The following is a 24,709-nucleotide window of genomic DNA, read 5'->3' as shown; positions in this document are numbered from 1 at the left end:
GCGCGGCTCCTGGCCCGACGGGGACGGGGGCTGCAAGGGCCATTGGCGCGTTCCGCTCAGCGACGGCGGCTGCCGGCGCGCGACCTCAGGGCCGCTTGCACCGCGAGCCGCGCCCAGGGCTGCATGAGCGCAGGGGAGTCCATGGCTTCGGCCGGCACCGTCCAGAAACCGGTGTCCTGCGTCTTGCCTTGGCGGGTGTACTGGAACCGGTGCCCACCCGCGGCTTCGAACTGCGGGCGGCTTTGTCCGTCGGCCTTCAGGTACAGCACCTCGCCGATGACGATGGCCACGAACACCTCGTCGAGGTACAGGCCCCAGCCGCTGAACATGCGGGCCGTTCGCACGCTGCCGGCCGGGGCCAGCAACTCGGCGCAATGGACCACGAATGCAGGAATGGGTTTCATGCGAGAGCCTGGTGTTTGGGGGCAGGCTGCAACGCGTGGTGCCGGATCCAGCCGATCAGGTACTGCGCCGCCGGCGTCAGCGGCAGGTCGTGCCGGCGCAGCACGTGCACCAGGGGGCGGGGCAGCGCATCCTGGATCGGCACTTCGTGCAACTGGTCGCGGTAGGCGCTCAGCTCCAGCACCTTGCGCGGGATGGTGGCCATGAACTCGCTGTGGGCCACGATGCCGGGCAGGGCGAGGAAGGACTCGCAGGTGAGGCCGCGTCGCGGCGGCGGCAGGCCGCTGGTGGCGAAGGCCTCCTGGATCATCGCGCCCGGCCCGCGCGGGGCGCTGGAGAACACCCACTGGCATTCGGCCAGCTGCGCGAAGCGGGTGGCGTGGCGAAGCGGGTGGTCGCGCTGGCAGGCGATCACGATCTCGGTGACGAAGAGGGGATCGGCCGCCAGGTCGGCCTCGACCTCGTTGCGCGCGACCGGCGTCAGGGCGAAATCCAGCGTGCCATCGCGCAGGCCCGGCGTCACGCCGGGGTAGAGGCCGTCGCGAAACTCCACGTGCACGTCGGGATACCTGGCGTGGAAGGGCTGCAGTGCCATCGGCAGCACGGACAGCGCCACGGCGGGTGATGTCGCGAAGCGCACGTTGCCCTGCCAGCGCCCGCGCAACTGGTCGATCTCCTCGCGGGCGCGCCGGGCCTCACCCACGATGAGCCGCGCGCGCGGCATGAAGGCGCGGCCGAACTCACTGAGGGTCGCGCCCTGCTTGGTGCGCACCAGCAGGGGCGCACGCAGCTCCTCCTCCAGCTGCTGGATGGCCGCGGTCAGCGCCGGCTGCGACAGATGCAACTGCTGGGCCGCGGCCCGGATGCTGCCGAGTTCCTCGATGTGGATCAGCCCCTGCAGGGTCTGGAGTTTCATGCGCCTCCCAGGGAAATCGCTGATCGGGATTCTTGATCAATCTCCGGAATTGACGATTTCACGCTTTCACGGGGGCTCCCTAGCATCCTTTCCATCGACGCCGTGAAGCACCGGCGGAACAACCGAAGGAAAGAGGAAAGCCATGTTCGTTCGCAACTGCTGGTACGTCGCCGCCTGGGACGAGGAGGTGCCCGCCGAGGGGCTGCTCGCACGCACGCTGCTGGGTGAGCCGGTGCTGCTGTACCGCGACACCCGCGGCGGCGTGGTCGCGCTGGAAGACCGCTGCGCGCATCGCTCGGCGCCGCTGCACCTGGGCCGCAAGGAGGGCGATGCGGTGCGCTGCATGTACCACGGGCTCAAGTTCGACGCGACCGGCGCCTGCGTCGACATCCCGGGGCAGTCCAGCATTCCGCCCAAGGTGTCGGTGCGCAGCTATCCGGTGGTCGAGCGCGATCGCCTGGTGTGGATCTGGATGGGCGACCCGGCGGGCGCCGACGCCTCGCAGATCGTCGACTTCTTCTGGCACGACTCGCCCGAGTGGCGCATGAAGCCCGGCTACCTGCACTACCAGGCCAACTACAAGCTCATCGTGGACAACCTGCTGGACTTCACCCACCTGGCCTGGGTGCATCCCACGACGCTGGGCACGCAGAGCGCGGCCGGTCTCAAGCCGCAGATCGAGCGCGACGACAGCGGCGCCGGCACGCTGACCATCCGCCGCTGGTACCTGGACGACGACATGCCCAACCTGCACAAGCGGGTGGCGCGCTTCGAGGGCAAGGTCGACCGTTGGCAGATCTATCAATGGTCGCCGCCCGCGCTGCTGCGCATGGATGCCGGCTCGGCCCCCGCCGGCACCGGCGCACCCGAAGGCCACCGCGTGCCCGAGGCCCTGCAGTTCCGCCACACCTCGATCCAGACCCCCGAGACCGAGACCACCTCGCACTACTGGTTCTGCCAGGCGCGCAACTTCGCGCTGGACGACGAGGCCATCACGCAGAAGATCTTCGACGATGTGCTGGTGGCCTTCGAGGAGGACCGCCGCATGATCGAAGGCCAGCAGAAGGTGCTGAGCCTGGTGCCCGAGCGGCCCATGATCCCGATCGCGGCCGACGCCGGGCTGAACCAGGCGCGCTGGCTGATCGACCGGCTGGCCCGCAGCGAGGTGGCCTGATGAGCGCCGAGATCGATGCCGTGGTGCACGGCGTGCGCGCCGTCGCCCGCGATGTGGTCGCCATCACGCTGCGCCACGCCCACGGGCAGCCCTTGCCCGGCGCAACGCCCGGTGCCCACATCGACCTGGAGTTGCCCAACGGCCAGGTGCGCCAGTACTCGCTGGTCGACGCCGCCGGGGCGGCGCGCCAGGACGAGTACGTGGTGGCGGTGGGCTGGGACGCCGCCAGCCGTGGCGGCTCGCATTGGATCCACGAGAAGCTCAAGGTGGGCCAGCGGCTGCGCATCGGCACGCCGCGCAACCTGTTCGAGATGGATGCGGCGCATCGCAAGGTCCTGCTGGTGGCCGGAGGTATCGGCATCACGCCCATCTACGCGATGGCTCGCCATGCCGCGGCGCAGGGGCTGGACTGGTCGCTGGTGGCCTGCGCCCGCAGCGCGCCGAGGCTGGCCTACCTGGAGGAGTTGCGCGCGCTGGCCGGGCCGCGCCTGCGCACCCATTTCGACGACGAGCAGGGCCGGCCCATCGACCTGGCCGGGCTGCTGGTGGAGCGGCTGTGGGACGCCGTCTATGCCTGCGGTCCCGCGCCGATGCTGGATGCCATCGGGGCCGCCACCGCGCACTGGTCGCCGGGGCACGTGCGACTGGAGCGCTTCCAGGCGGCCGAGGTCGATGCCGGTGAGCGGCGCCGCTTCGAGCTGGTGCTGGCCCGCCGCGGCGTGTCCACGCAGGTGGACAGCCGCGAAGGCGTGCTGGATGCGCTGGAGCGTCTGGGCGTGGACCACCCATGGGCCTGCCGCGAAGGCCTGTGCGGCACCTGCGAAGCCGGCGTGGTGGAAGGCGAGGTGCAGCACCTGGACCAGGTGCTGGCCCCCGCCGAGAAGGCCGCCCAGCGGCGAATGATGGTCTGCGTGTCGCGCTGTGCGGGGCCCAGGCTGGTTCTGGATCTCTGAGGACAAACCCATGCCCATGCAATTGCAAGACAAGGTCGCCATCGTCACCGGTGGTGCTTCCGGCTTCGGCGCGGCCATCGCCCGCCGATTCGCCCAAGAGGGCGCGGCGGTGATGATCGCCGACCTCAACGCCGACCTCGCGGCCCGTGTGGCGGCCGACATCCGCGACAGCGGTGCCCGCGCCGCCGCCATGCGCTGCGACGTGGCCAGCGAGTCGGATTTCCGTGCCCTGGTAGCGCAGACCCGGCGCGAGCTGGACGGGCTGCACGTGATGGTGAACAACGCCGGCATCACGCACCGCAACAAGCCCGCGCTGGAGGTGGGCGAGGACGAGTTCGACCGCGTCTACCGGGTCAACCTCAAGAGCCTGTATTGGTCGGCGCAGTGCGTCATCCCCGGCTTCATCGAGCAGGGCGGCGGCTGCATCGTCAACGTGGCCTCCACCACCGGCGTGCGGCCGGGGCCGGGGCTCACCTGGTACAGCGGCAGCAAGGCCGCGATGATCAATCTCACCAAGGGCCTGGCGCTCGAATTCGCGCGGGCCAACGTGCGGGTGAACGCGGTCAATCCCATGATCGGCGAGACCGCCATGCTGGGCGACTTCATGGGCATGGAGGACACGCCGGCCAACCGCGAGCGCTTCCTCGCGCGCATTCCACTCGGCCGCTTCACGCGCCCTTCGGACGTGGCCTCGGCGGCCGCCTTCCTCGCGTCCGATGAAGCGTCCTACCTCACCGGCGTGTGCCTGGACGTGGATGGGGGGCGCAACATATGAGCGCCTATCGCTGTCCCGACCTGCTGGTGGGCGGACGCTGGCGGCCTGCCGCCGGCGAAGCGCGGGTGGCCATCGTCGACCCGGCCACAGGAGAGACGCTGGACGAGCTGGCCCTGTGCAGCGCCGCCGACCTGCAGGAAGCGCTCGACGCCGCCGGCCCGGCCTTCGAGGCCTGGCGCCAGGTGCCGGCGCACGAACGGTGCCTGCGGCTGGAGCGGGGCGTGGCCCGCATCGTGGGCGAAGCCGACCGCATCGCCCGCCTGCTCACGCAGGAGCAGGGCAAGCCGCTGGCCGAGGCGCGTGCCGAATGCCTGATGGCCGCCGACCTCATCAAGTGGTATGCCGAGGAGGCGCGCCGCACCTACGGCCGCATCGTTCCGGCGCGTCAACCCGGCACCCGCATGGACGTGCTCAAGGTGCCGGTGGGTCCGGTGGCGGCCTTCTCGCCGTGGAACTTCCCGTTGGTGCTGTCCGCGCGCAAGCTCGGCGGCGCACTGGCCGCCGGTTGCCCGATCGTGCTGAAGGCGGCCGAGGAGACACCGGCCAGCGTCGCGGCCATGGTCGCCTGCCTGGCCGATGAACTGCCGCCCGGGGTGATCCAGCTGGTGTACGGCGTGCCGGCCGAGGTGTCGCAGGCGCTGGTCACCTCGCCGGTGATCCGCAAGGTGAGCTTCACCGGTTCGGTTCCCGTGGGGCGGCATCTCGCGCAACTGGCGGGCCGGCACCTCAAGCGCATCACGCTGGAGCTGGGCGGCCATGCGCCGGTGATCGTGTGCGAGGACGCCGACCTGGACCGCGCCGTGCGCCAGCTCGTCACGCACAAGTTCCGCAACGCCGGCCAGGCCTGCCTGGCGCCCACGCGCTTCTTCGTCGCGCGTCGCCGCTACGGCGCGTTCCTGGAGGCGTTCACCGAGGCGGCCCGTGGCCTGAAGCTCGGGCCTGGGCTGCAGGCATCGACGCAGATGGGGCCGGTGGCCAACGCCCGTCGGCGCACCGCGGTGCAGGACCTGGTGGCGCGCTCGATCGCCTGCGGTGCACGCAAGCTGTCGGGCGACGCCGGGCTGCCGACCCAGGGCTTCTTCGTCGCGCCCACCATCCTGGCCGACGTCCCGCTGCACGCGCCGGCCATGCAGGAAGAGCCTTTCGGCCCGGTCGCCTGCCTGCTGCCCTTCGACCGCCTGGACGAGGCGATCGCGATGGCCAACGGCAACGCCTACGGCCTGGCCGGTTACCTGTACACCGACTCTGCGCGGGCCATGCTCCAGGTTTCAGAGCGACTGGAGGTGGGCAGCCTCGCGATCAACGGCATCGGGGTCTCGGTCCCTGAAGCGCCGTTCGGCGGGGTGAAGGACAGCGGCCACGGCAGCGAGTCCGGATGCGAAGGCATCGAGGCCTTCCTGGAAACCCGTTTCAACCACCATGCGGCCTGAGGCCGCTCACCGGAGACAAGCATGCATCGACGCGACTTCATCAAGGGCGCCTGCGGCGCCGCATCCCTGGCGCTGCCCGGCTGGGCGCTCGCCCAGAACGACCGGCCCCTGCGCATCCTGGTCGGCTTCGCCGCGGGCGTGTCCATCGACGTGGTCGCCCGCATCGTCGGCGACAAGCTCAAGGACGAACTCAAGCGCCCGGTGCTGATCGACAACCGCGCCGGCGCTGGGGGCCGGCTGGCCGCGGAGCTGCTGAAGTCCGCGCCGCCCGACGGCAACACCCTGATGATCACTCCCGTGGTGGTGCCGGTGCTGGCACCCATGGTGTTCAACAAGCTCAACTACAACCCGCAGACCGACTTCGCGCCCGTGGTACGGCTGTGCGACTTCGGCTTCGCCCTGGCCGTATCCCCCGGCACGCCGGCCAGGACACTGAAGGAGTACGTGGCCTGGCTGCAGGCCAACCCGCAGAAGGCGACCTTCGGGTCACCGGCGGCGGGCAGCCTGCCGCATTTCTTCGGCGAGATGATCGGCCACGCGCTGAAGGTGGACATGATCCACGCGCCCTACAACGGCGGCGCCGCGCTGCAGTCGGCGGTGCTGGGCGACCACGTGCCGGCGGGCATCGACGTGGTGATGGAGTGGCAGCAGAACGCCAGGGCGGGCAAGGTCAAGGTGCTCGCCACGTCCGGTGCCGCGCGCAGTCCGGTCATGCCCGACGTGCCGACCTTCAGGGAACAGGGCTACCCCGACATCGTGGGGCAGGGCTGGTTCGGCATGTACGCACCGGCGCGCACGCCGCAGGAGCAGATCGACGCGGTGAATCGCGCGGTGAACAAGGTCCTGGCCTTGCCGGAAGTTCGTGAGCGATTCGCGGCGCTGGGCCTGGAGCCTGGCGGTGGCACCGCGGCGGATCTCGGCCGCACCATGCAGGAGGACGCGAAGCGCTGGGGTCCGGTGGTCAAGCGTTCGGGCTTCCGGGTGGATTGACCGGCCGCCGCCGCAGCCGATCCCCGAACACCACGCACAGCAGCGCGCACAACACCAGCAGCGCGCCCAGCCATTGCAGCGGCGCGATGGGCTCTCCCAGCAGCAGGATGCCCGCTGCCAGGCCGATCAGGGGAACCGCCAGGCTGAAGGGCGCGACGCGGTTCGCGGGGAAGCGCTTGAGCAGCCGGGTCCACAGGCCGTAGGCCAGGTCGGTGGCCATCCAGCCCAGGAAGGCGAGGGTGGCCCAGGCGATCCAGGGAGCGTGCAACCAGTTGGCGTGGGTCGCTGGCGCATCGAAGATCCAGCTCATGGCCACGAACGGCACGATGGGCACCGCGCTGCACCAGACGACGAAGGCGAGCGGATCGAAGCGGGCGCCTTCGCGTTGCGCGAGCCGCACGACGATGTTCGACGCGGCCCACATGGCCGACGCGGCCAGCGTGAGCAGCAGCCCCCAGCCGGTCACCGCGGCGCTCGCTTCGGCGCGCGAGACGTTCACCAGGAAGCACGCCAGCCCCGCCGCGGCGAACACCAGGCCCACCATCAAGGGGCGGGCGACCCGCTCGTGCAGCAGCAGCAGGCCGAACAGCGCGCTGAAGAACACCTGCGTCTGCAGCAGCACCGAGGCCAGCGCCGCCGTCATGCCCACCTTCAAGGCCAGGAACAGCAGCCCGAACTGCCCGACGCCCTGCAGCAGTCCGAAGATGACGATCCAGCGTGTCCGCACCGCCGGGCGGCGCACCAGCAGCGCCAGCGGCAGGAAGGCGAAGACGTAGCGCCCCGCGCCCATCTGGAACGGCGTGAAGCTGGCCAGGCCGACCTTCATCACGACGAAGTTCAGGCCCCAGATGACGACCACCAGCAGCAGCCCGAGGAGGTCGGACCGCTCCAGCGGTGACGGGTGGGCCGTGGCGCTCGTGGCTGCGGTCATGAGGCCCGCTGGGCGCGGCGGTCAGCCAGTAGGGCGGCGTCGGTCCGGCTGCTGGGCGATTGGCGGGGGCGGCTGGGTCTCATTCGCGGGAGCGGGCAAGGTGGTCGGCGGATCTTACGTCCCGGGCTCCTAGAATCGCCGGGCCACGGGCAGGCCGGCGTTTGCCACTGACCGCGCGGACCGCAACGGCTCGTGGCTTCGAAGCAGCGGTGCACGTGGTGGCTGAGGTCGCTGCCGCTGTGTCCCGCCACTTGCCGCAACCCGGGCCCGCGTTCTCATGAGTTGGTTAGAAGCCGTCATCCTGGGCCTGGTGCAAGGCCTCACCGAATTCCTGCCGGTCTCCTCGAGCGCGCACCTGCGCATCGTCGGGCCGCTGCTGCCTTCGGGCGGAGACCCGGGGGCTGCCTTCACGGCCATCGTGCAGATCGGCACCGAACTCGCGGTCCTGCTGTATTTCCGGCGCGACCTCGTTCGCATCGGCGCGGCCTGGTTCGGCTCCGTGCTGCGGCGGCCCGTGGGCCATCCGGCGGATGCGCGGCTGGGGTGGCTGATCGTCGTCGGTTCGGTGCCGATCGCCGTGGCGGGACTGGCGTTCCAGGACCTGATCGAAACCTCGCTGCGGCACCTGCAACTGACGGCGTTCGCGTTGATCGGTTTCGGCGTGCTGCTCGGGCTGGCCGACCGCATCGGCCGCAAGCAGCGCACGTTGCCGGAGATGACGTGGACACGCGGATTGATGTTCGGGCTGGCGCAGGCGCTGGCCCTCATCCCCGGCGTCTCCCGCTCGGGCGGCACCATCACGGCCGGTCTGCTGATGGGATTCACGCGCGAGGCGGCGGCGCGCTATTCGTTCCTGCTGGCGGTGCCGGCGGTGCTGGCGTCCGGCTTCTACCAGTTGTGGCGCCACGGGCACGATGCCGCGGCCGTTCCGGTGACGGCCACGCTGATCGCGACCCTGGTGTCCTTCGTCGTGGGGTACGCCGTGATCGTGTGGTTCCTGCGGCTGGTGGCCACCCGCACCTACATGCCCTTCGTGGTCTATCGCATCGCGCTGGGGTTGCTGGTGCTGGCGGGGCTGCAGACCGGGTATCTGCAGCCTTACTGAAGGCGTGGCCGATCGTTCAGGTGAGGGGCGGTCCGTCACGGGCGCCGGGGCGGGTCATCTCGTTCAGCAGCGGCGGCCTCGAGTGGTCTAGCAGGCGCAAGAGGTCGCTCTGGCCGGACGTGCCGGTCTTCGAGTAGATCCGTTGCAGGTGCGTGCGCAGCGTGGGCTCCGTGATGCCCAGCATCTCGGCTGCCTGCAGCCCGCCCAGTCCCTGTGAAAGGGCCAGCAGGACGCGCAGTTCGCCCACGGTCAGGCCGTGGAGCCTGGCAAACGCGGCTCCAGGCATGGGGGAGGACTGGTCGGGGTCCTGCGTGAACACCGCGAGCGCGGCAGCCGGTGCCCGCGGGCCCGGATGCTGCGCACCGGCCAAGGGCATGAGGGTGGCGACATAGCCGCCGCCCTTGCCATCGGGAATGGCTACGGGATGGGGGCATGCGCCGCCGGTTCGGCTGGCGACGTCGACCGCATGCGACCACTCGGCGCGGGCCGTCGCATGTACCGGGGTGATGTGCTGGCCGACCAGGCGAAGCGCGTCGCCCGTCCGTACCTGGGCTTGCGCCGCGGCGTTCATGTAGACGACGCGGCCGTCACCCGCGAGGAGGAACACGCCCACGTTCAATCCGCCCAGCGTCGCCTCCAGCGCCTGCGACCTCAGGGCGCAGATGTCGAGCAGGTCGGACACCGCCAGGGCGCGGCAGACATGCGGCGCCAGCAGCCGGAACAGCTCGATCTCGCGTTGCTGGAAGGTCGGTTCGCTGTCCGGGCGAGATGCACGCAGCGAGGCCGTGCGCCGGTCGTTGCGCAAGGCCGGGAACCAGAGGATGTCCCCCAGCCCGAGCGGCTGGAGCACCTCGCGGAAGAACGCCCCTTCGCGCAGCCGAAAACGTGGCATCGACAGAGCGTGGACTTCACCGACCCCGGACGATTGGTTCGCGATCGCCATGGGGCTGTGCGCGTACTGCTCGCACAAGGCCTGCAGGACGGCGGCTTCGTAGCCGAAGACGAAGAGCTGGACGTCGTCTTCCTGCCGATCGTGGACGCAGAGGCCGCCGGCTGGACTGTCGCAGCTCGCAGCGATCTGGCGGCAGGTATCGATCCAGCGTTGGGGCTCCAGCACGCAGGCATAGATGGCGCCGACGAGCTCCGAGAAAGCCGGTGCCGACATGCCATCCAGACCGTCCATGTGGACTCCTGCTGCCCTTTGCTCGAGGGCGAGGCGCTTGCCGCAGCGTCGATGACCACCGGCGAGCTGCTGCACGTGCGGCGGCCATCGTAAGCAGCGGGAAGGGGCGGCACAAGCCCATTGCCGGAGCAGGACAGTGCGCGATTCGGGCGCGCTCTCGGCGGCCTAGCAACAGCGAAACGGCACGCGTCATCGGTTCCGATGACGCCCTGTCCGGGGCTGCGCAATAGGCTGCCGCCACAGCCCGTGAGTGGCTGCTGGACCCTTGCTCCAATTCTTGGACCGGAGAAAGACGATGAACCTGAGTTCGATGGCGTGGAGGCCTGCGCTTCAGGCCCGGCGGTTCCCGTGGGTCGTGGCGGGGGCCGCTGCCGCTGCTGTTGCTCTGCTCGCGCTGTCCTGGTCTGGTGGCAGCCCGGCGCCCACTGCCGTGACCCCCAGTGCGTGGGTATTCGCCCCGTTCGGGGGCGACTTATCGGGAGTCTCCGCGACCTCGTACGAGACCTGGCTGCACGGCGCCCACGGGCAGGCTCAGCGCGAAGGCGTCGAGGCCAGCCTGCCCGACCAGTTCTGATGCGAGGCCGCGGCCCCCTCGATCAGCTCTCCGGCGTGAAGCCGATCTGCTTGACGATGCGACCCCAGTCCTCGCTGTCGCGGCGCAGCAGCTCGACCAGGCGTTCGGGCGTGGAGCCTTGCACCTCCATGCCGAACTCGGCCATGCTGGCCGCCAGGTCGGGCTGGGCCAGCGCCTGCTGGATGGCGGTGTTCGCGCGGCGGATCACGTCGGCACTGGCCTGGGCCGGCATGAACACGCCGTACCACTCGCGGATGTCGATGTTGAAGCCCTGCTGCTTGTACGTCTGCACGCCCTGGACCAACTTGGATGGCTGGGCACCCGAAGTGGCCAGGATGCGCAGGCGACCGCCGCGCACGTGCGGCAGGTAGTCGCCCAGGGGAGAGGACATGGCGGAGATCTGGCCGCCCAGCAGGTCCTGGATGCCGGGTGCGGATCCGCGGTAGGCGACGTGGCGCAGGTCCACGCCGGTCTCCTTGGCCAGCACGTTGCCGATCAGGTGGGGCGCCGAGCCCGCGCCGGGCGAGCCGTAGTTGGCCTTGTCGCGGTTGGCCTTGGCCCAGTCGATGAAGTCGCGCACGGTGCGCACGCTCTCGGGCACCGCGGGACCGACGCCGAAGGCATGGTCGAAGAAACAGGTGAGCGACACCGGCTTCACGTCCTCCATGGGCTTGTACGGCAGCGAGCGGTACACGTAGGGGTAGAGCGACAGCATGGACGAGGGCGTGAGCAGCATGACGCTGCCATTGGCCGGGCTGTCGCGCAGCGCCGTCACCGCGATTTGCCCACCGGCGCCGGGGCGGTTCTCGACCAGGACGTTGCCGGCATAGTTGCCGCGCAGCTTCTCGGCGATGCGGCGCGAAATGGCGTCGCTGGTGCCCCCGGGCGGGAAGCCGCAGAGGATGCGCGCCAGCTCGGGCATCTGCTGGGCGCGCGCGGCGATCGGCAGCAGGCCGCCCATGAGCGGCACGGCGGCGGAGGTGAAGAGGAAGTCACGGCGGCTTGGCATGGGGAACGTCTCCGGTGTCATCAGGGCGGGTTGCCGGGTTTGTTTATATTCAATAATGAAATAGATGGGGTTCCGGGTTAACCCCGGTCTGCGCCCCTGCGACGGCAGGAGGCGCCCGATCCCTGTGTCCACGCTGGCCGGTGCGTGACTGGCGCCGCCTGGCCGCCAGGCGGCGGGCATGACGCCGCCGTCAGCGCGCCAGCGCCTGCGGTCCCTCGCCGCCGAGCGGCGACTGCGCCACCTGGCCGGTGGCCAGTGCGCCGATCCGCCGACCCATGGCCAGGCCCACCTCGGTCGAGGTGCGGTAGTGGATGCCTTCCCACACCCGCGCGTCGGCCACCTCCTGCATGAAGGCGTCCACGGACGGCCAGCGACGTGTCCTGCCGCCCGCGCTCGGGCTGCTGGTCGCGAGTTCGGGCAAGGATCCCCGCCTCACCTCGGCCTCGAGCAACTCACCGATGGCACCCGCCAGGATGCTGTGGGCGCTGGGGTACTCCGGGTGGGCAGGGTTGTCGATCAGGGGCGTCCATCCGGCTTCCAGCTCCGTCGCCGGGTGGTCGTCGCGGTCACCATTTCGGATGGCCGTGACCGGCCGCCAGAAGCCGTAGTGGTATTTCGCGTCCATCACCGCGATGAGCGCGTCGTCCATGGCCTGGGATACGGCCGCGAACAGGCGCGCGTTCTGCGCCACGCTGCGGTCCGGCTGCTGCGCCACCGATCGCACCACTCCGTGGTAGATGGGCGGCAGCGAGTACTCCCAGAAGCGCGCGGCCTCGGTCTGCTCGGGCGTGCGTTGCGTGCTGGCCTTGCTGCCGAGCACCTTGACCTCGTTGTAGTCGCGCGCCCATTGCTCGCTGTCCAGCGCGGGTGGCGGGCCTGGGCGGAATTGCGCCGCACTGGCCATGAGCCAGGGCTGGCGCTGCGGCCAGTGGGGCGTGGCGACCGCGGCGGTGGGGACGTACACGCCGGGCTGGACCTGGGGCCGGTAGCGGTCCGGTGCCGAAGCGCCGTCGCCTGCGCGCCAGGCCAGCACGCGCAGGGCCGCCTGCTCGCCGGCTGCGATACCGGAGGCCTTGGCAGGCCCATCGGGCAGCGGGTCCAGCGCGCGCCGGTACGCCGCCGCGATGGCGCCGTCCTGCTGCGGCAGCAGCCGGGACAGGGCCGCGCGGTTGGCGGCCGCCACGGCGGCCTGCGTCGCCACCTCGCCGCGCGCGGCGCCGACCGCCTCGTGCACGGCGGTCTGCACGATGGCCAGCACGCGCACGGCCGGCGGGGTGCCGAGCCTGGCCTGCACGACCTGCTCGCCGGCGATGGTGTTCCAGTCGGTCACCACGTCGGCCTGCGTCGGCGCGGCCATCGCGAGAAGGGTGGCGGCGATGGCGATGGGGGTCTTCGGTGTCATGGCGCGCTCCTTGCCGCCTCAGCGGCGGGTGACGACGATCTCAAGGTACTCACCGGGGATCACGAGGGCGTTGCCCCGGCCTGTGTCGTGCTGGTTCATCAGGGAAGTGAACTCGCGCGCCAGTCCCTGCTGCGCCGCTTCGTCCAGGGCCGCGAAGGTCTTCAGCACCGGTCCGTAGTAGCTGCGGAAGATCTCGAGCATGTGGTCGGCCGAGCGGTAACGGAACATGAAGTGGCGCTTGTCCGCCCGAATGGATGAGGCGCCGGGGCCGAACTGCTGGTCGATGAAGGCGCGGGTGCCCCAGGTCGCGGGAGGCGTGATGCCGGCCGGCGGCGGCACGTGCCGCCCGATGAGCTTGAAGAGTTGCCCGATGAAGCCTTCCGGCGTCCAGTTGGCCATCGCGATGCGGCCGCCCGGGCGGCACACGCGCTGCAGCTCGGCGGCGACGCGTGGCCCGTTGGGGGCGAACATGCAGCCGAAGGTGGACAGCACGGCATCGAAGCTGCCGTCTTCGAAGGGCAGGGCCTCGGCATCGGCCTCGCGGAACTGGATGGCCTGCAGCCGCTCGGCGGCAGCACGCTCGCGGCCGCGCTCGAGCAGCGCCGGCACGTAGTCGGTCGAGGTGACTTCAGACCCCCGGCGGGCGGCCGCCAGCGTGGCATTGCCGTTGCCGGCCGCGACGTCCAGCACGCGCTCGCCGGCTCGCAGGTCGGCGGCCTCGCAGAGGGTCTCGCCGACGATTTGCAAGGTGGTGCCGACGACGGCATAGTCGCCCGAGGACCAGGCGGCCTTCTGGCGGGTCTTGATGGCGGGAAAGTCGGGCGTCGTCGGCGCAGCGGCTTGCGGGCGCAGAGGGGTGTCGGTCGAGGTGGTCATGGGTTCTCTCCTGGAGAGGATTCGAGGCCAGGCGGTGCCGGGCAAGTCGACTGTCGGAGGCGCGCGTGGAAGCAGGCGTGGTGGCGGGCGTGGGAAATTCCGTTGGAAGTGCCGTGGAAGCGACTCCCCCCATCGATGGCTTGCGACTGCTGGGGCCGATGGCGCTGCACCGTGGCGGCGCCCCGATCGAGCTTGCGCATTCGCGCAAGGTTCGCGCGCTGCTGGCCTACCTCGCCGTCACCGATCGGCCCGTGCGGCGCGACCAGCTTTGCCGACTGCTCTGGGACCTGCCCTCCGACCCGCGCGGCGAGCTTCGCTGGTGCCTGAGCAAGGCCAGGTCCGCGGTGGACGAGCCCGGGCATGCACGCGTCATTGCGAGCGGCGAGTCCGTGGCGCTCGACCTGTCGGGGCTGGCCGTCGATGCGCTCGATGTGGCGCGTTCCGTGCAGCAGGGGCTGGCGTCCACGCCGGCAGCCGACCTCGCCACCCTGGCCGCGCTGCTGCGTCGCGGGGAGTTCCTGCAAGGCCTGGACGTGCCGCGCAGCCCTGAGTTCACCGGCTGGCTGATGGCCCAGCGTCGACGGTTCCGGGCGGCCGAAGCGGCCGTGCTCGAGCACTGGGTTCGCTCACTGGCGCCCGGCAGCGGCCCGGCCCTGGCCGCACTCGAGCGATGGCTGGCGGTCGCCCCGTTCGACCGGCAGGCCCACGCGCTGTTGCTGGAGGCGCTCGCATCGCGCGGACGGCTTCGCGAAGGCGACGAGCACCTGGCGGCGGCCTCGCGGCAGTACGAGGCCGAAGGACAGGATTGGGGGCCGCTGGCGCTCGCGTGGCGTGCCGCCCGGGCGCGGCATGCGCAGCCCTGGCCCGCGACACGCGAGGCACCGCCGGCCCTGCAGCGGGAGCCGCCCGAGGCGACGGCGCGTCGGGCTTCGCTGGCGGTGCTGCCTTTCACCGACCGCACGCCCGGCGCGGCGGGGCGCAGCGAGCTGGGCGATGGACTGGCGCGCGACGTGATCACGCGCCTGGCCAAGCTGCGCAGCCTGTTCGTCATCGCCGAAGGCACCATGTTCGCGCTGGCCGACCGGCGCGTGGGATCGGACGATGCGGGCCGTCGCCTGGACGTGGACTATGTCGCCAGTGGCACCTTGTCGCGTGAGGCCGGGGCGTGCCGGGTGGTGCTGAACGTGCAACTGGCCGACCGGCGCAGCGGCGGGGTGGTCTGGGCCGAGGAGTTCGCGCTGCGCCTGCAGGAGGCCTTCGAGGTGCTGGAGGGCGTCGGCAACCGCATCGTCACCTCCGTGGCCAGCCAGGTGGAGCAGGCCGAGCGCAACCGAGCCATCCTCAAGAACCCGGGTTCGCTCAACGCCTGGGAGGCGCACCACCGGGGCCTGTGGCACATGGTGCGCTTCAACCGCGAGGACAACGAGCAGGCGCGCCATTTCTTCGAGCGCGCGGTGCGCCTCGACCCCACCTTCGCGCGGCCGCAGGCGGGACTCTCGTTCACGCATTTCCAGGACGCGTTCCTGGGTTGGCACGATCGCGAGGCCTCGATCGGCAAGGCCTATGCCACCGCCGCGGAGGGCCTGATGGCCGACGACCAGGACCCGGCCGCGCACTGGGCGCTGGGACGCGCCATGTGGCTGATGGACCGGCAGGATGACGCCGTGCGCGAGCTGCGCACCAGCATCGACCTGAGCCCCAACTTCGCGCTGGGCCACTACACGCTGGGTTTCGTGCAGATGCAATCGGGCGACCCGCAGTCGGCCATCGAGGCGTGCGACCAGGCGCGGGCGCTCAGCCCCATGGACCCGCTGCTGTTCGCCATGCTGGCCGCGCGTGCCCTGGGCCTGCTGCGCCTGGGGCGGCATGAGGAGGCATCCGAATGGGCCTTGCGCTCGGTCAGCCGTCCCAACGCGCACGTGCACGTCCGGGCGATCGCGATGATTTGCCTGGCGCTGGCCGGGCGAATCAGCGAAGCCCAGGCGATCGGCCAGGCCATCCGCCGCACCGACGCCGGCTACGGCCTGGCCGATTTCGAGCGGGCGTTCCGGCTCGGGCCGCAAGCGACCGCGCTGGTGCGGCAGGCCGCTCGCGTGCTCGACGGCTAGTGCGGCTTCATGTGCAGCGAACTTGCGGGACAGGACACTAGACGCCGTTGTCCGCGCCCGACGGCAGCAAACGGCGCAGCCAGGCATCGGCCACGGCGCGGAACCGGGGGCTGTGCAGGCAGGCGGCGCCCATGAGCCCGACCACCGCGCCGACGGCGGTGTCCACCAGGCGCGTGCGCAGGAGGTGCTCCGGTGCCAGGCCGCTCGAGTGGCCCGACTCGGCCAGCAGGATGGTCAGCGGCGTGATGAACACGGTGGCCAGGCCATAGTGGCGCACCACCAGCGTCTCGATCAGCAGCGTCAGCAGGGTCAGCACCGCCGCGATGCCCCAGGGGTCGAGCCGGACCTGCGTGATCGCCAGGAAGACCAGCAGCCCCACGGCCGTGCCGAGGATGCGCTGCAGGTGGCGGGTCCAGGCTGCCCGCAGGGACGCACCCTGGATGATGGCCAGGCAGCTGACCGGCACCCAGTAGGGGCGGTCCAGCTGCAAGGCGTGCGCGGCCAGCAGCGACAGGCCCACGAAGACGCCGATCACCACCGAATCGAGCACGACGAAGCCGAACTCGGGTCGGGGTGGCGCTGCCTGCTGCGGCAGTCCGCGCCGGCTGACGATGTGCAGGCTGTACAGGAAGGCGACGCCGACCGCCCAGACCGTGCCGAGGGCGAAGGCGCCCAGCTGCACCAGGGCGATCCCTCCTTGTGCGGGGCTGTAGGCGGCGATGGCGGCAGCCATGACGAAGAACAGGCTGCCCGGCGGCGGCGCCGCATAGAAACGGCAGACCATGGTGGCCAGGATGGTGATGACGGCGATGAGCGGCACCACCAGGAGCGGCATGAGGTGGGCCAGCAGCCCCAGCGCGTGGCAGGCCGTGATGCCGAAGGCGCAGGCCATGAGCCAGGCCATGCGGTGCGACAGCCGCGTCGTCGGCAGGTGCATGAACACCAGGGCGCCCAGCGAGGCGACCAGGCCCAGCGCGAGCTGGCCATAGGCCACGCCGATGAAGATGGGCGCGCCGGTGGCCACGGCGGCCGCGACCGGCATCTCCCACGGGCGGTCACTGCGGTCGATGCTGGCGAGCTGCCGCAGCTCCCGGGACACACGCTGCTTCAGGCTCATGGCGGCAGTATGGCAGCGCGCCCCTGTGCCAGAAGGGGCGATGCCGATTCGACACAGGGGCGCGAACGCCTGCCGCCGCGGGCCGGGGGCGGATCCGCTTGCCCGGATAATCGCCCGAGCACAAGAACGGGTGAGCAACACATGGGTCTGGTCGTTTTCAATCAAAAGGGCGGGGTGGGCAAGTCCACCATCACCTGCAACCTGGCTGCCATCAGCGCGCAGCAAGGCCTCAAGACCCTGGTGATCGACCTGGACCTGCAGGGCAACTCCACCCGCTACCTGCTGGGTGAAGCCGCGGCGCAGGCGGGGGAGGGCATCAGCGGCTTCTTCAGCCAGATGCTCAAGTACGCGCTGCGGCCCACGCCCATCGGCGACTTCGTGGCCGAGACCCCGTTCGAGAACCTGTGGGTGCTGCCGCCCGGCACCGACCTGGAAGACCTGCACGGCAAGCTCGAATCGCGCGGCAAGATCTACAAGCTGCGCGAGGCCGTCGACACCCTGTCCGAGGAATACGACCGCATCTACGTGGACACCCCGCCGGCGCTGAACTTCTACACCCGCTCGGCGCTGATCGCGGCCAGCGGTTGCGTCATCCCGTTCGACTGCGACGAGTTCTCGCGCCAGGCGCTCTACACGCTGCTGAGCAACGTGGGCGAGATCAAGGCCGACCACAACGAAGAGCTCGAGGTCAAGGGCATCGTGGTCAACCAGTTCCAGCCCCGGGCCAACCTGCCGCAGCGCCTGGTCAGCGACATGGTGGCCGAGGGGCTGCCGGTGCTGCGCACCTATCTGAGCTCATCGGTGCGGGTGAGGGAATCGCACGACCTGGCCAGGCCGCTCATCTACCTGGACGCCCGGCACAAGCTCACGCAGGAGTACATCGCCCTGCACGACGAACTCCACGGCGCTGCGTAGGGCGCGATGGGCCGCCTCGCGCAGTTCGGGCAACGCGTTCGGGATACCGCACTGGGTATCCCGGGCCTCGGCGTGATGCTGCTGGCGATGCGCAACTACGTGATGCACCAGAGTGCCAACCAGGCCGGCAGCCTGGCCTTCTCCTGGGTGCTGGCCATGTTCCCGCTGCTGATCCTGGTGTCGTCCGCCGCGGCCTTCGTCGGCCAGCCGGGCGATGCGGCCGCGCTGGTGGACCGCGTCGTGAGCTACCTGCCGCCGCTGGTGCAGGAGGCGATGCAGCCGGTCATCAAGCAGGTGCTGGCGCAGCGCAGCCAGGCGCTGCTGGCCATCGGCCTGGTGACGACGCTGTGGACGGCGTCGTCGGGCATGCAGGGCATTCGCACCGCGCTCAACCGCGCCTACGGCGTCGAGCGGGGCCTGTCGTTCTGGAAGGCCCGGCTCAAGGTCACGGTGTTCACGGTGGTCGTCGGCTCGGTGGCGCTGGCGGCGTTCAGCTGGGTGGTCATCCTGCCGTACATCTGGCAATTGCTCGAAGCCAACGCCGGCGTGGGTCGCGAGACCTTGTGGCTGCGCCAGAGCGTGCGCTACGGCATGGCTTTCGTGGTGCTGGTGGTGCTGTACGCGGCGATGTACGGGTGGCTCTCCGACAACCGCCAGCGGCTGTACACGGTGCTGCCGGGCGCCGTGGTGGGTGCGGCTTTCTGGGTGGCCGCGGCTGCCACCTTGTCGTACACGCTGGGCACGGCCGGCAAGCTGGCGCTGGTGTACGGCAGCTTCGCCAGCGTGGTCGCGACCCTGGTGTTCCTGTACATCAGCGCCACCACCCTGATCTTCGGGGCCGAAATCAACGGCGTGCTGCGCGAGAAGGTGACGCCACCCGGGCCCGGCTGATCCTGGTCCGCCCGGCCCGTCGGCGCGCGGTGGCCGCCGCTATGATCGTCCGGCCGCAAGGACAGCGGCCACGCGCACGGCCCGCGCCCGGCCACAGCTTCCTGGTGCGACATGTCGCCAACCCACCCATCCGCCGTACCGGCGGGCTTGTTCCACGGCGGGAGCGAAATCGCCGGCCGGCTGGCCGAGTTCGCCTGGCACGACCATCCGCTGGGCCCTGCAGCCGAATGGCCTGCGTCCCTGCAGTCCCTGGTGCGCTCCATGCTCCGCTCACGCGGCCCCATGTTCATCTGTTGGGGACCCGAGGCGCGGCTCTTGTACAACGACGCCTATGCGGCCATCTTGCGTGACAAGCATCCGCAGGCCCTGGGCCGGCCTTTCCGTGACGTGTGGTCCGAAGTAGGCCCTGAGCTCGACGGCATGCTCGAACGCATCCGCAGCGGCGAGGGTATCCAGGGCACCGACACGCCGTTCCGCGTCCTCAGGGACGGGCGTGAACAGGTCGCCAGCTTCTCGTTCGTGTGGAACCCCGTCGTCACTGACGATGGCCAGGTGCCGGGCTTCTACTGCATCGCGTTCGAGACCACCCTGGCGGTCGAGGCCGAACAGGCCCGGGCCGAAGAGGCCGAGCGCCTGATCCGGATGTTCGACGAGGCGCCCGGCTTCCTGGCGGTCCTGTCCGGGCCCGACCACATCTTCAGGCAGGCGAACCGCGCCTACCGCTCCTTCGTGGGGCGCCGCGGCGAGATCGTGGGCCGGCCCGTGCGGGAGGTGGCGCCGGCCGCCATCGAGCAAGGCTGGGGCGCGGTGCTCGACGAGGTGCTGCGCACGGGCAAGCCGTACGTGGGGGAAGCCTCGCCCGTTCGCCTGAGCCCCGAAGGCCGCGAGGCCGAGGAGCGGCTGGTGGACTTCATCCTGCAGCCCATGCGCGGCCGCGACGGCGCTGTCGAGGGCATCCTGATCCAGGGCTCGGACGTCACGGAGCACAAGCGCACGCTGGAGCGGCTGCGCGAGAGCGAATTGCGCTTTCGCACCATCGCCGACGCCATGCCGCAAATGGTCTGGTCCGCCCGCCCCGACGGCTTCCATGACTACTTCAACCAGCGCTGGTACGAGTTCACGGGCGTGCCGCAGGGCGTGACCGATGGCCATGCCTGGAACGACGTGTTCCACCCCGAGGACCAGGCGCGCGCCCGGGAGCGCTGGCAGCGCAGCCTGGAGACGGGGGCGACCTACGAGATCGAATACCGCCTGCGGCACCACACCGGCGTCTTCCGCTGGGTGCTCGGCCGGGCGGTGGCGCTGCGCGACGACAGCGGCACCATCTCGCGGTGGATGGGCACCTGCACCGACATCCACGAACAGTTCCTGGCGCGCGAGATCCTGCGCGAGGAGGACCGCCGCAAGGACGAATTCCTGGCCATGCTCGCCCACGAGCTGCGCAACCCGCTCGCACCCATCGCATCGGGCGTGACGCTGCTGCATCGGGTGGCCGGCAACGAGGCCCGCGTGCGGCAGACGGCCGACCTGATCGGCAGGCAGGCCGCGCACTTGCGCTCCCTGGTGGACGACCTGATGGATGTCTCCGGCGTGGCACGCGGCCTGGTGACCCTGGCCGCGGACCAGGTCGACCTGCGCCAGGTGCTCGCCGATGCCGTGGAGCAGACCCGCCCGCTGATGGACGGCAAGCGGCACTCCCTGCACATCATGGCCGGCTCCGCGCCCTTGCCGGTGGAGGGAGACCGCAAGCGCCTGGTCCAGATCTTCGCGAACGTGCTGGGCAACGCCGCCAAGTACACCCCGCCCTCGGGTCGGGTGGTCGTCGAGACCGGCATCGAGGACGACAGCGCCGTGGTGCGCGTGATCGACAACGGGCTGGGCATGACCCCCGAGCTGCTGGAGCGGGTCTTCGATCTGTTCGTCCAAGGTGAGCGGGCGCAGGACCACGCCCAAGGCGGGCTGGGCATCGGGCTGGCCCTGGTGCGAAGGCTGGTCGAGCTGCATGGCGGCAGCGTGTCCGCCTCGAGCATGGGCCCGGGCCACGGAAGCACCTTCACCGTCAGGCTGCCGGCGGCACAGACCTTGCCGGAGCCGCACGCACCGGCCGCCCACGACGGCCCGCAGGTGGCCCCGCCGACCCGCGTGCTGGTGGTGGACGACAACCGGGATTCGGGTCAGGTGCTGGCCATGCTCCTGGAGGAGATGGGCTACGAGGCTTACGTGGAGGCGACCGTGGCGCGGGCCCTGGCCACGGCGGCCCACGTGCGCCCCCACGTCTGCCTGCTGGACGTGCGCCTGCCGGACGGCAACGGCCGCGAGCTGGCCGCCCAGCTGGTTCGCCTTCCGGGCATGCAGTCCGCGGCACTGGCCGTGATCAGCGGCTTCGGGCAATACGACGAGCTGGCCGCCAGCCGCGACGCGGGCATGGAGCACTTCGTCAAGCCGGTCGATCCGGACGCCCTGGGCAAGTGGCTGCAGGGGCTGGGGGCCTGAGGCTTCCCCGCCCGGCTCACGGCCGGCGCGGCGGCGGCCGGCGCCGGTTCAGCACCGACACGGTGAGCGTCACCGCGGTGAGTGGCACCACGAAGCCCAGCATCACGTCGCTGAAGGCCTCCAGCCCGCTGTGCCGCTTGGCCGCAAGCAGCAGGTAGGCCGTGTAGGCCGCGTAGTACAGCAGGAACAGCACGCCTTCCCAGCGGGCGATGCGCCCGCCGGTGAGGAACACCGGCACGCAGGCGACGAAGACGATCAGCATCACCCACAGGTCGAAGTCGCGGATCGCGGCGGGCACGACCAGGCTTTCGGCGCCGGTTGCCGCGGCAGCCAGCCCGGCGACGCCGACCACCCCGAAGACGTTGAAGATGCAGCTGCCCACCACGTTGCCCACGGCGATGTCTCGCTGCCCTCGAGCGGCGGCCATGAGCGACGCGGCGACCTCGGGCAGCGAGGTGCCCATGGCCACGATGGTCAGGCCGATCACCACTTCACTGACCCCGAAGGCGCGGGCGAAGGAGACGGCTGCGCTCACCAGGGCGTGCGACCCGGCGACGAGCAGCGCCAGGCCTGCGGCGACCATCAGCAGCTGCCGCCCGCGCCCGCCCTGCGGCTGCGGCACATCGGCTGCCGCGTCCGGCGCGAACGGGTCGTGCGACTCCTGGCGCGAATGCCGGATCAGGAAGCCCGTGTAGGCGAACAGCAGCAGCGTCAGCACGGCCGCCTCGATCCAGGTGATGCGGCCATCCCAGCCCAGCACCAGCAGCAGGGCGGCGCCGCCCACCAGGATCGGCGCCTCGCGCCGGATCACGTCCGCATGCACGATCAGCGGCGCGATCACCGCCGCCGCGCCGAGGATGAACAGCACGTTGAAGATGTTGCTGCCGACCGCGTTGCCCACGGCGAGGTCGGTGGTGCCCGACAGCGCCGCGCCGACAGAAACGGCCATTTCGGGGGCGCTGGTGCCGAAGGCCACGACGGTCAGGCCGACGACCAGCGGCGAGATGCCCATCGACAGCGCCAGCGCCGACGCGCCGCGCACCAGCAGCTGGGCGCCGAGGAACAGGCCGACCAGGCCGGCCGCGAACAGGAATGCATCGATCAGCAAGACGTTTCCTCTGGGACAGGCGCACCGGCGGTGCTTGGCCGTGCATTATGGGCAGCCGTCGGCGGGCGCGGGCGCGATCGGTGCCCGGCGTGGCCCCTCGCTTCCGCCGCCCCGGCTCTACGGCCTGCCCGCCATGTCCCGGCTGCGCAGCGCCCGCGAGCCGATGGCCTGGACCAGCGCGTCGATCAGCACTTCGGCCTTGGCCGGTTTGGCGACCACCTGGAAGCCGCAGTCCGTGGCTTCCTGCAGCCGTTCGGTGAAGCCGGTCATCAGCACCACCGGGATCACCTCGGGCCCGGCGCTGACATGCCGGGCGAGGTCGATGCCGCTGCGCTCCCCCGGCAGGCTCACGTCGCTCAGCACCACGTCCACCCGCAGGCCACGCGACAACGCGTGGAGGGCACTGTCGGCGCTGTCGTGCAAGGTCACCTGAGCGCCCGCGTTCTGAAGGATGGCGCCGACGGCGGCTGCGATGTCCGGGTTGTCTTCCACCAGCAGGACGGCCGCATCCAGTTCGCTGCCCGGCAGGCTGCCCGACGGCTCGGTGACCGGATCGGCCACGGAGCACGGCAGCAGGAGCGCGACCTGCGTGCCGTGGTGGGGTTCCGATGAAATCTCCATCCGCCCGCCCGCCTGCACGGCGAACGACTGGACCTGGCTCAGGCCCAGCCCCGTTCCCTTGCCCAGCGGCTTGGTGGTGAAGAACGGCTCGGTCACCCGCGCCAGGACTTCGGGCGCCATGCCTTGTCCGGTGTCGGTCACGGTGAGCCGGCACCAGGGGCCGCCGGCGGTGTCGGCGTCGGCGGGGGGCGGGGATTCGCGCGCGGCGATGTGGATGCGGCCGCCATCGGGCATCGCGTCCTTCGCATTGATGCACAGGTTCATCAGTGCAAGCTCCAGCTCGGCCTGGTTCACGGTGATGTTCAGCAAAGGCTGCACCTCGTGGGTGACCATGATCGACCGGCCCAGCGTGCTGGACATGAGTTGCGCCAGGGCGGCGATGGCTGGCGTGAGTTCGACGGTGCGCACATGCAGCGGCTGGCGTCGCGCCACGGCCAGCAGCTGCCGCGTGAGCTGGGCGCCGTTGGCCACGGCCCGCTCGATGGGCGCCAGGGCTTTGGCGACCGGCTCGCCGCGGACTTCCAGTTGGCGCGCCAGGGCCGCGCTGGACTGCACCACCATCAGCACGTTGTTGAAGTCGTGCGCTACCCCGCCGGTCAGCCGGCCCAGGGCTTCCATCTTCTGCGCCTGCCGCAGCGCTTCCTCGGCCTTTGCGCGGTGTTCGTACTGCTCCTGGTGGGCCAGGGCGATCGCATGCTCGCTTCGGACGCGCCGGATGGCGAACCCGCACAGCGCCGCGAGTCCGAGCGACAGCGGCAACGTGAACGCCACCAGCAAGAGCATCGAATCGCGCCAGGGGCGCAGGACCGCGGATCGGCTGGCTGTCGACGCGGCGTAGAGGGGCAGCTCGCCGATGCGGCGGTAGGCCACGTAGCGGTGCCGGTCGTCGATCGAGCTGACGCCCTCGGTCTGGCCGGCCGGTGATCGAGCGGACATGGCGGCAAGCAGGGGACTGTCGGGCGACAGGCGGGTCGCGCCGGTGGGCGCGGGCGGATAGCGGGAAATGAGCGTGCCGTCGGCGCGGACCAGGGACAGCGAGAAACCCGGTTCCTGCGCGACCTGTTCGCGGAAGAACTCGTCGAAATACAGCGGCGACAGCGACACCGAGACGGCCCCGAGGAAGCTGCCGTCTTCGGCCTGGCGCCGCCGCACGAAGTCGAAGAACAGCTCGCCGGTGGTGCGGCTGCGAAGCGGCTCGGTGATGTACCAGCTTGCGGCATCGCTGCCGCGGGCCCAGCGGAAGTAGTCGCGGTCGCTCACGTCCAGCGAGGCGGGCGGCTGCGGGCGCAGGTTGGTGGCGATTGGCCGGCCGGCCGCGTCCCAGATCCACACCGACTGCAGTTGCCGCAGGCCGTCGGTCCAGAGCTGGAGCAGCGCATGAAGCTGTTCACGCTGCGGATGCAGTTCGTCGTTTCCGCTGTCGCTGATGCGAGCGCCGATGGCCCGGGAGATGACCTCGTTGGTCTCCACGATGCGCTGGGCCTGCTCCTGCGCCACCTGCGACAGGCGAACCAGCTTGTTGCGGGCCGTGTCCACGGCATTTCCGTACGAGGTCCAGCCGACATACGCCAGCAGCAGGAGGGGCGCCACCAGTGAAGCCGCCAGTGCCAGCTGAAGTCCGGTGAGGGCGCGCGGCCGCGAGCCCAGGCCGTTGGGTGGCATGGCGCCCTGCGGCAGGGCGGCCTGGACGTGGGAACGGTTCTCCCGGTCGGTCGGTGGGTGCTGGAGCATGGCTT

Annotated in this window: 21 protein-coding genes; 11 read left to right on the top strand and 10 right to left on the bottom strand. The window is 70.7% G+C overall.

Going from position 1 to position 24,709, the window contains the following annotated elements:
• Window positions 1-56 precede the first annotated feature (56 nt).
• Together JI739_RS01805 and JI739_RS01800 are read right to left on the bottom strand one after the other, a co-directional pair.
• A complete protein-coding gene (locus tag JI739_RS01805; RefSeq protein ID WP_201682125.1) occupies window positions 57-404 on the bottom strand; it encodes a TfoX/Sxy family protein in 348 nt (115 codons plus the stop codon).
• Window positions 401-1,318 (bottom strand): LysR substrate-binding domain-containing protein, encoded by a 918-nt coding sequence (locus tag JI739_RS01800; RefSeq protein WP_201682124.1) that lies wholly within the window; start codon window positions 1,316-1,318, stop codon window positions 401-403. Before JI739_RS01800 ends, JI739_RS01805 begins: the two co-directional genes overlap by 4 nt.
• 142 nt (window positions 1,319-1,460) lie before the next feature.
• Here JI739_RS01800 and JI739_RS01795 point away from each other — a divergent pair, with 142 nt between their 5' ends.
• From JI739_RS01795 to JI739_RS01775, 5 genes are read left to right on the top strand one after another with little or no spacing between them, the layout of a single operon-like run.
• The gene (locus tag JI739_RS01795) at window positions 1,461-2,492 is read left to right on the top strand and encodes an aromatic ring-hydroxylating dioxygenase subunit alpha (protein ID WP_201682123.1); all 1,032 of its coding nucleotides are present in this window, start codon (window positions 1,461-1,463) and stop codon (window positions 2,490-2,492) included.
• Window positions 2,492-3,445 (top strand): PDR/VanB family oxidoreductase, encoded by a 954-nt coding sequence (locus JI739_RS01790; protein ID WP_201682122.1) that lies wholly within the window; start codon window positions 2,492-2,494, stop codon window positions 3,443-3,445. The genes JI739_RS01795 and JI739_RS01790 overlap by 1 nt, the downstream gene beginning before the upstream one ends.
• A 16-nt stretch (window positions 3,446-3,461) precedes the next feature.
• Window positions 3,462-4,220 (top strand): SDR family oxidoreductase, encoded by a 759-nt coding sequence (locus tag JI739_RS01785; RefSeq protein WP_201683275.1) that lies wholly within the window; start codon window positions 3,462-3,464, stop codon window positions 4,218-4,220.
• Window positions 4,217-5,650, top strand: a complete 1,434-nt coding sequence (locus tag JI739_RS01780) for an NAD-dependent succinate-semialdehyde dehydrogenase (protein ID WP_201682121.1) — start codon at window positions 4,217-4,219, stop codon at window positions 5,648-5,650. Before JI739_RS01785 ends, JI739_RS01780 begins: the two co-directional genes overlap by 4 nt.
• Window positions 5,651-5,671: 21 nt before the next feature.
• The gene (locus JI739_RS01775) at window positions 5,672-6,640 is read left to right on the top strand and encodes a Bug family tripartite tricarboxylate transporter substrate binding protein (RefSeq protein ID WP_201682120.1); all 969 of its coding nucleotides are present in this window, start codon (window positions 5,672-5,674) and stop codon (window positions 6,638-6,640) included.
• On the opposite strand, the gene JI739_RS01770 is transcribed toward JI739_RS01775, so the two are convergent.
• Complete coding sequence (locus JI739_RS01770; protein WP_201682119.1) at window positions 6,612-7,571, bottom strand: EamA family transporter; 960 nt, start codon at window positions 7,569-7,571, stop codon at window positions 6,612-6,614. The genes JI739_RS01775 and JI739_RS01770 overlap by 29 nt on opposite strands.
• Window positions 7,572-7,848: 277 nt before the next feature.
• Between JI739_RS01770 and JI739_RS01765 the strand changes: the two genes are divergently transcribed.
• On the top strand, window positions 7,849-8,676 hold the full coding sequence (locus JI739_RS01765; RefSeq protein WP_201682118.1) for an undecaprenyl-diphosphate phosphatase: 828 nt from the start codon (window positions 7,849-7,851) through the stop codon (window positions 8,674-8,676).
• A gap of 16 nt (window positions 8,677-8,692) precedes the next feature.
• Here JI739_RS01765 and JI739_RS01760 read toward each other — a convergent pair whose 3' ends face one another.
• Window positions 8,693-9,859 (bottom strand): helix-turn-helix transcriptional regulator, encoded by a 1,167-nt coding sequence (locus JI739_RS01760; protein ID WP_201682117.1) that lies wholly within the window; start codon window positions 9,857-9,859, stop codon window positions 8,693-8,695.
• 295 nt (window positions 9,860-10,154) lie between these two features.
• On the opposite strand from JI739_RS01760, the gene JI739_RS01755 reads away from it, so the two are divergent.
• A complete protein-coding gene (locus tag JI739_RS01755; RefSeq protein WP_201682116.1) occupies window positions 10,155-10,433 on the top strand; it encodes a hypothetical protein in 279 nt (92 codons plus the stop codon).
• 22 nt (window positions 10,434-10,455) lie between these two features.
• Here JI739_RS01755 and JI739_RS01750 read toward each other — a convergent pair whose 3' ends face one another.
• The 3 genes from JI739_RS01750 to JI739_RS01740 all read right to left on the bottom strand — a co-directional run bounded on the left by JI739_RS01750 (window position 10,456) and on the right by JI739_RS01740 (window position 13,720).
• Entirely contained in the window at window positions 10,456-11,442 is a 987-nt protein-coding gene (locus tag JI739_RS01750) for a Bug family tripartite tricarboxylate transporter substrate binding protein (protein ID WP_201682115.1), read from the bottom strand.
• 190 nt (window positions 11,443-11,632) lie between these two features.
• Window positions 11,633-12,844, bottom strand: coding sequence for a vanadium-dependent haloperoxidase (locus JI739_RS01745; RefSeq protein ID WP_201682114.1), 1,212 nt, complete (start codon window positions 12,842-12,844; stop codon window positions 11,633-11,635).
• Between the two features lie 18 nt (window positions 12,845-12,862).
• Window positions 12,863-13,720 carry a class I SAM-dependent methyltransferase gene (locus JI739_RS01740; RefSeq protein ID WP_201682113.1) on the bottom strand — a complete coding sequence of 286 codons (858 nt, stop codon included), beginning with the start codon at window positions 13,718-13,720 and terminating at the stop codon, window positions 12,863-12,865.
• A gap of 113 nt (window positions 13,721-13,833) precedes the next feature.
• Here JI739_RS01740 and JI739_RS01735 point away from each other — a divergent pair, with 113 nt between their 5' ends.
• Window positions 13,834-15,828 carry a transcriptional regulator gene (locus tag JI739_RS01735; protein WP_354003659.1) on the top strand — a complete coding sequence of 665 codons (1,995 nt, stop codon included), beginning with the start codon at window positions 13,834-13,836 and terminating at the stop codon, window positions 15,826-15,828.
• Between the two features lie 37 nt (window positions 15,829-15,865).
• Here the strand turns inward: JI739_RS01735 and JI739_RS01730 are convergent, their stop codons facing one another.
• Entirely contained in the window at window positions 15,866-16,945 is a 1,080-nt protein-coding gene (locus tag JI739_RS01730; protein ID WP_201682111.1) for an FUSC family protein, read from the bottom strand.
• 141 nt (window positions 16,946-17,086) lie between these two features.
• Between JI739_RS01730 and JI739_RS01725 the strand changes: the two genes are divergently transcribed.
• From JI739_RS01725 to JI739_RS01715, 3 genes are all read left to right on the top strand, one after another.
• Entirely contained in the window at window positions 17,087-17,860 is a 774-nt protein-coding gene (locus JI739_RS01725) for a ParA family protein (protein ID WP_201682110.1), read from the top strand.
• A 6-nt stretch (window positions 17,861-17,866) separates the two neighbouring features.
• Window positions 17,867-18,751 (top strand): YihY/virulence factor BrkB family protein, encoded by an 885-nt coding sequence (locus JI739_RS01720; RefSeq protein ID WP_201682109.1) that lies wholly within the window; start codon window positions 17,867-17,869, stop codon window positions 18,749-18,751.
• A gap of 111 nt (window positions 18,752-18,862) precedes the next feature.
• Window positions 18,863-21,244, top strand: coding sequence for a hybrid sensor histidine kinase/response regulator (locus tag JI739_RS01715; RefSeq protein ID WP_201682108.1), 2,382 nt, complete (start codon window positions 18,863-18,865; stop codon window positions 21,242-21,244).
• A gap of 16 nt (window positions 21,245-21,260) precedes the next feature.
• On the opposite strand, the gene JI739_RS01710 is transcribed toward JI739_RS01715, so the two are convergent.
• Together JI739_RS01710 and JI739_RS01705 are read right to left on the bottom strand one after the other, a co-directional pair.
• Window positions 21,261-22,352: a calcium/sodium antiporter gene (locus tag JI739_RS01710; RefSeq protein WP_236589025.1), complete on the bottom strand. Its 1,092-nt coding sequence runs from the start codon at window positions 22,350-22,352 to the stop codon at window positions 21,261-21,263.
• Window positions 22,353-22,469: 117 nt separating this feature from the next.
• On the bottom strand, window positions 22,470-24,704 hold the full coding sequence (locus tag JI739_RS01705) for a hybrid sensor histidine kinase/response regulator family protein (protein ID WP_201682107.1): 2,235 nt from the start codon (window positions 24,702-24,704) through the stop codon (window positions 22,470-22,472).
• Window positions 24,705-24,709 lie beyond the last annotated feature (5 nt).

The organism is Ramlibacter aurantiacus, from assembly GCF_016722895.1.
Lineage (GTDB): Bacteria > Pseudomonadota > Gammaproteobacteria > Burkholderiales > Burkholderiaceae_C > Ramlibacter > Ramlibacter aurantiacus.
This window is presented reverse-complemented; position numbering and strand designations above follow the sequence as displayed.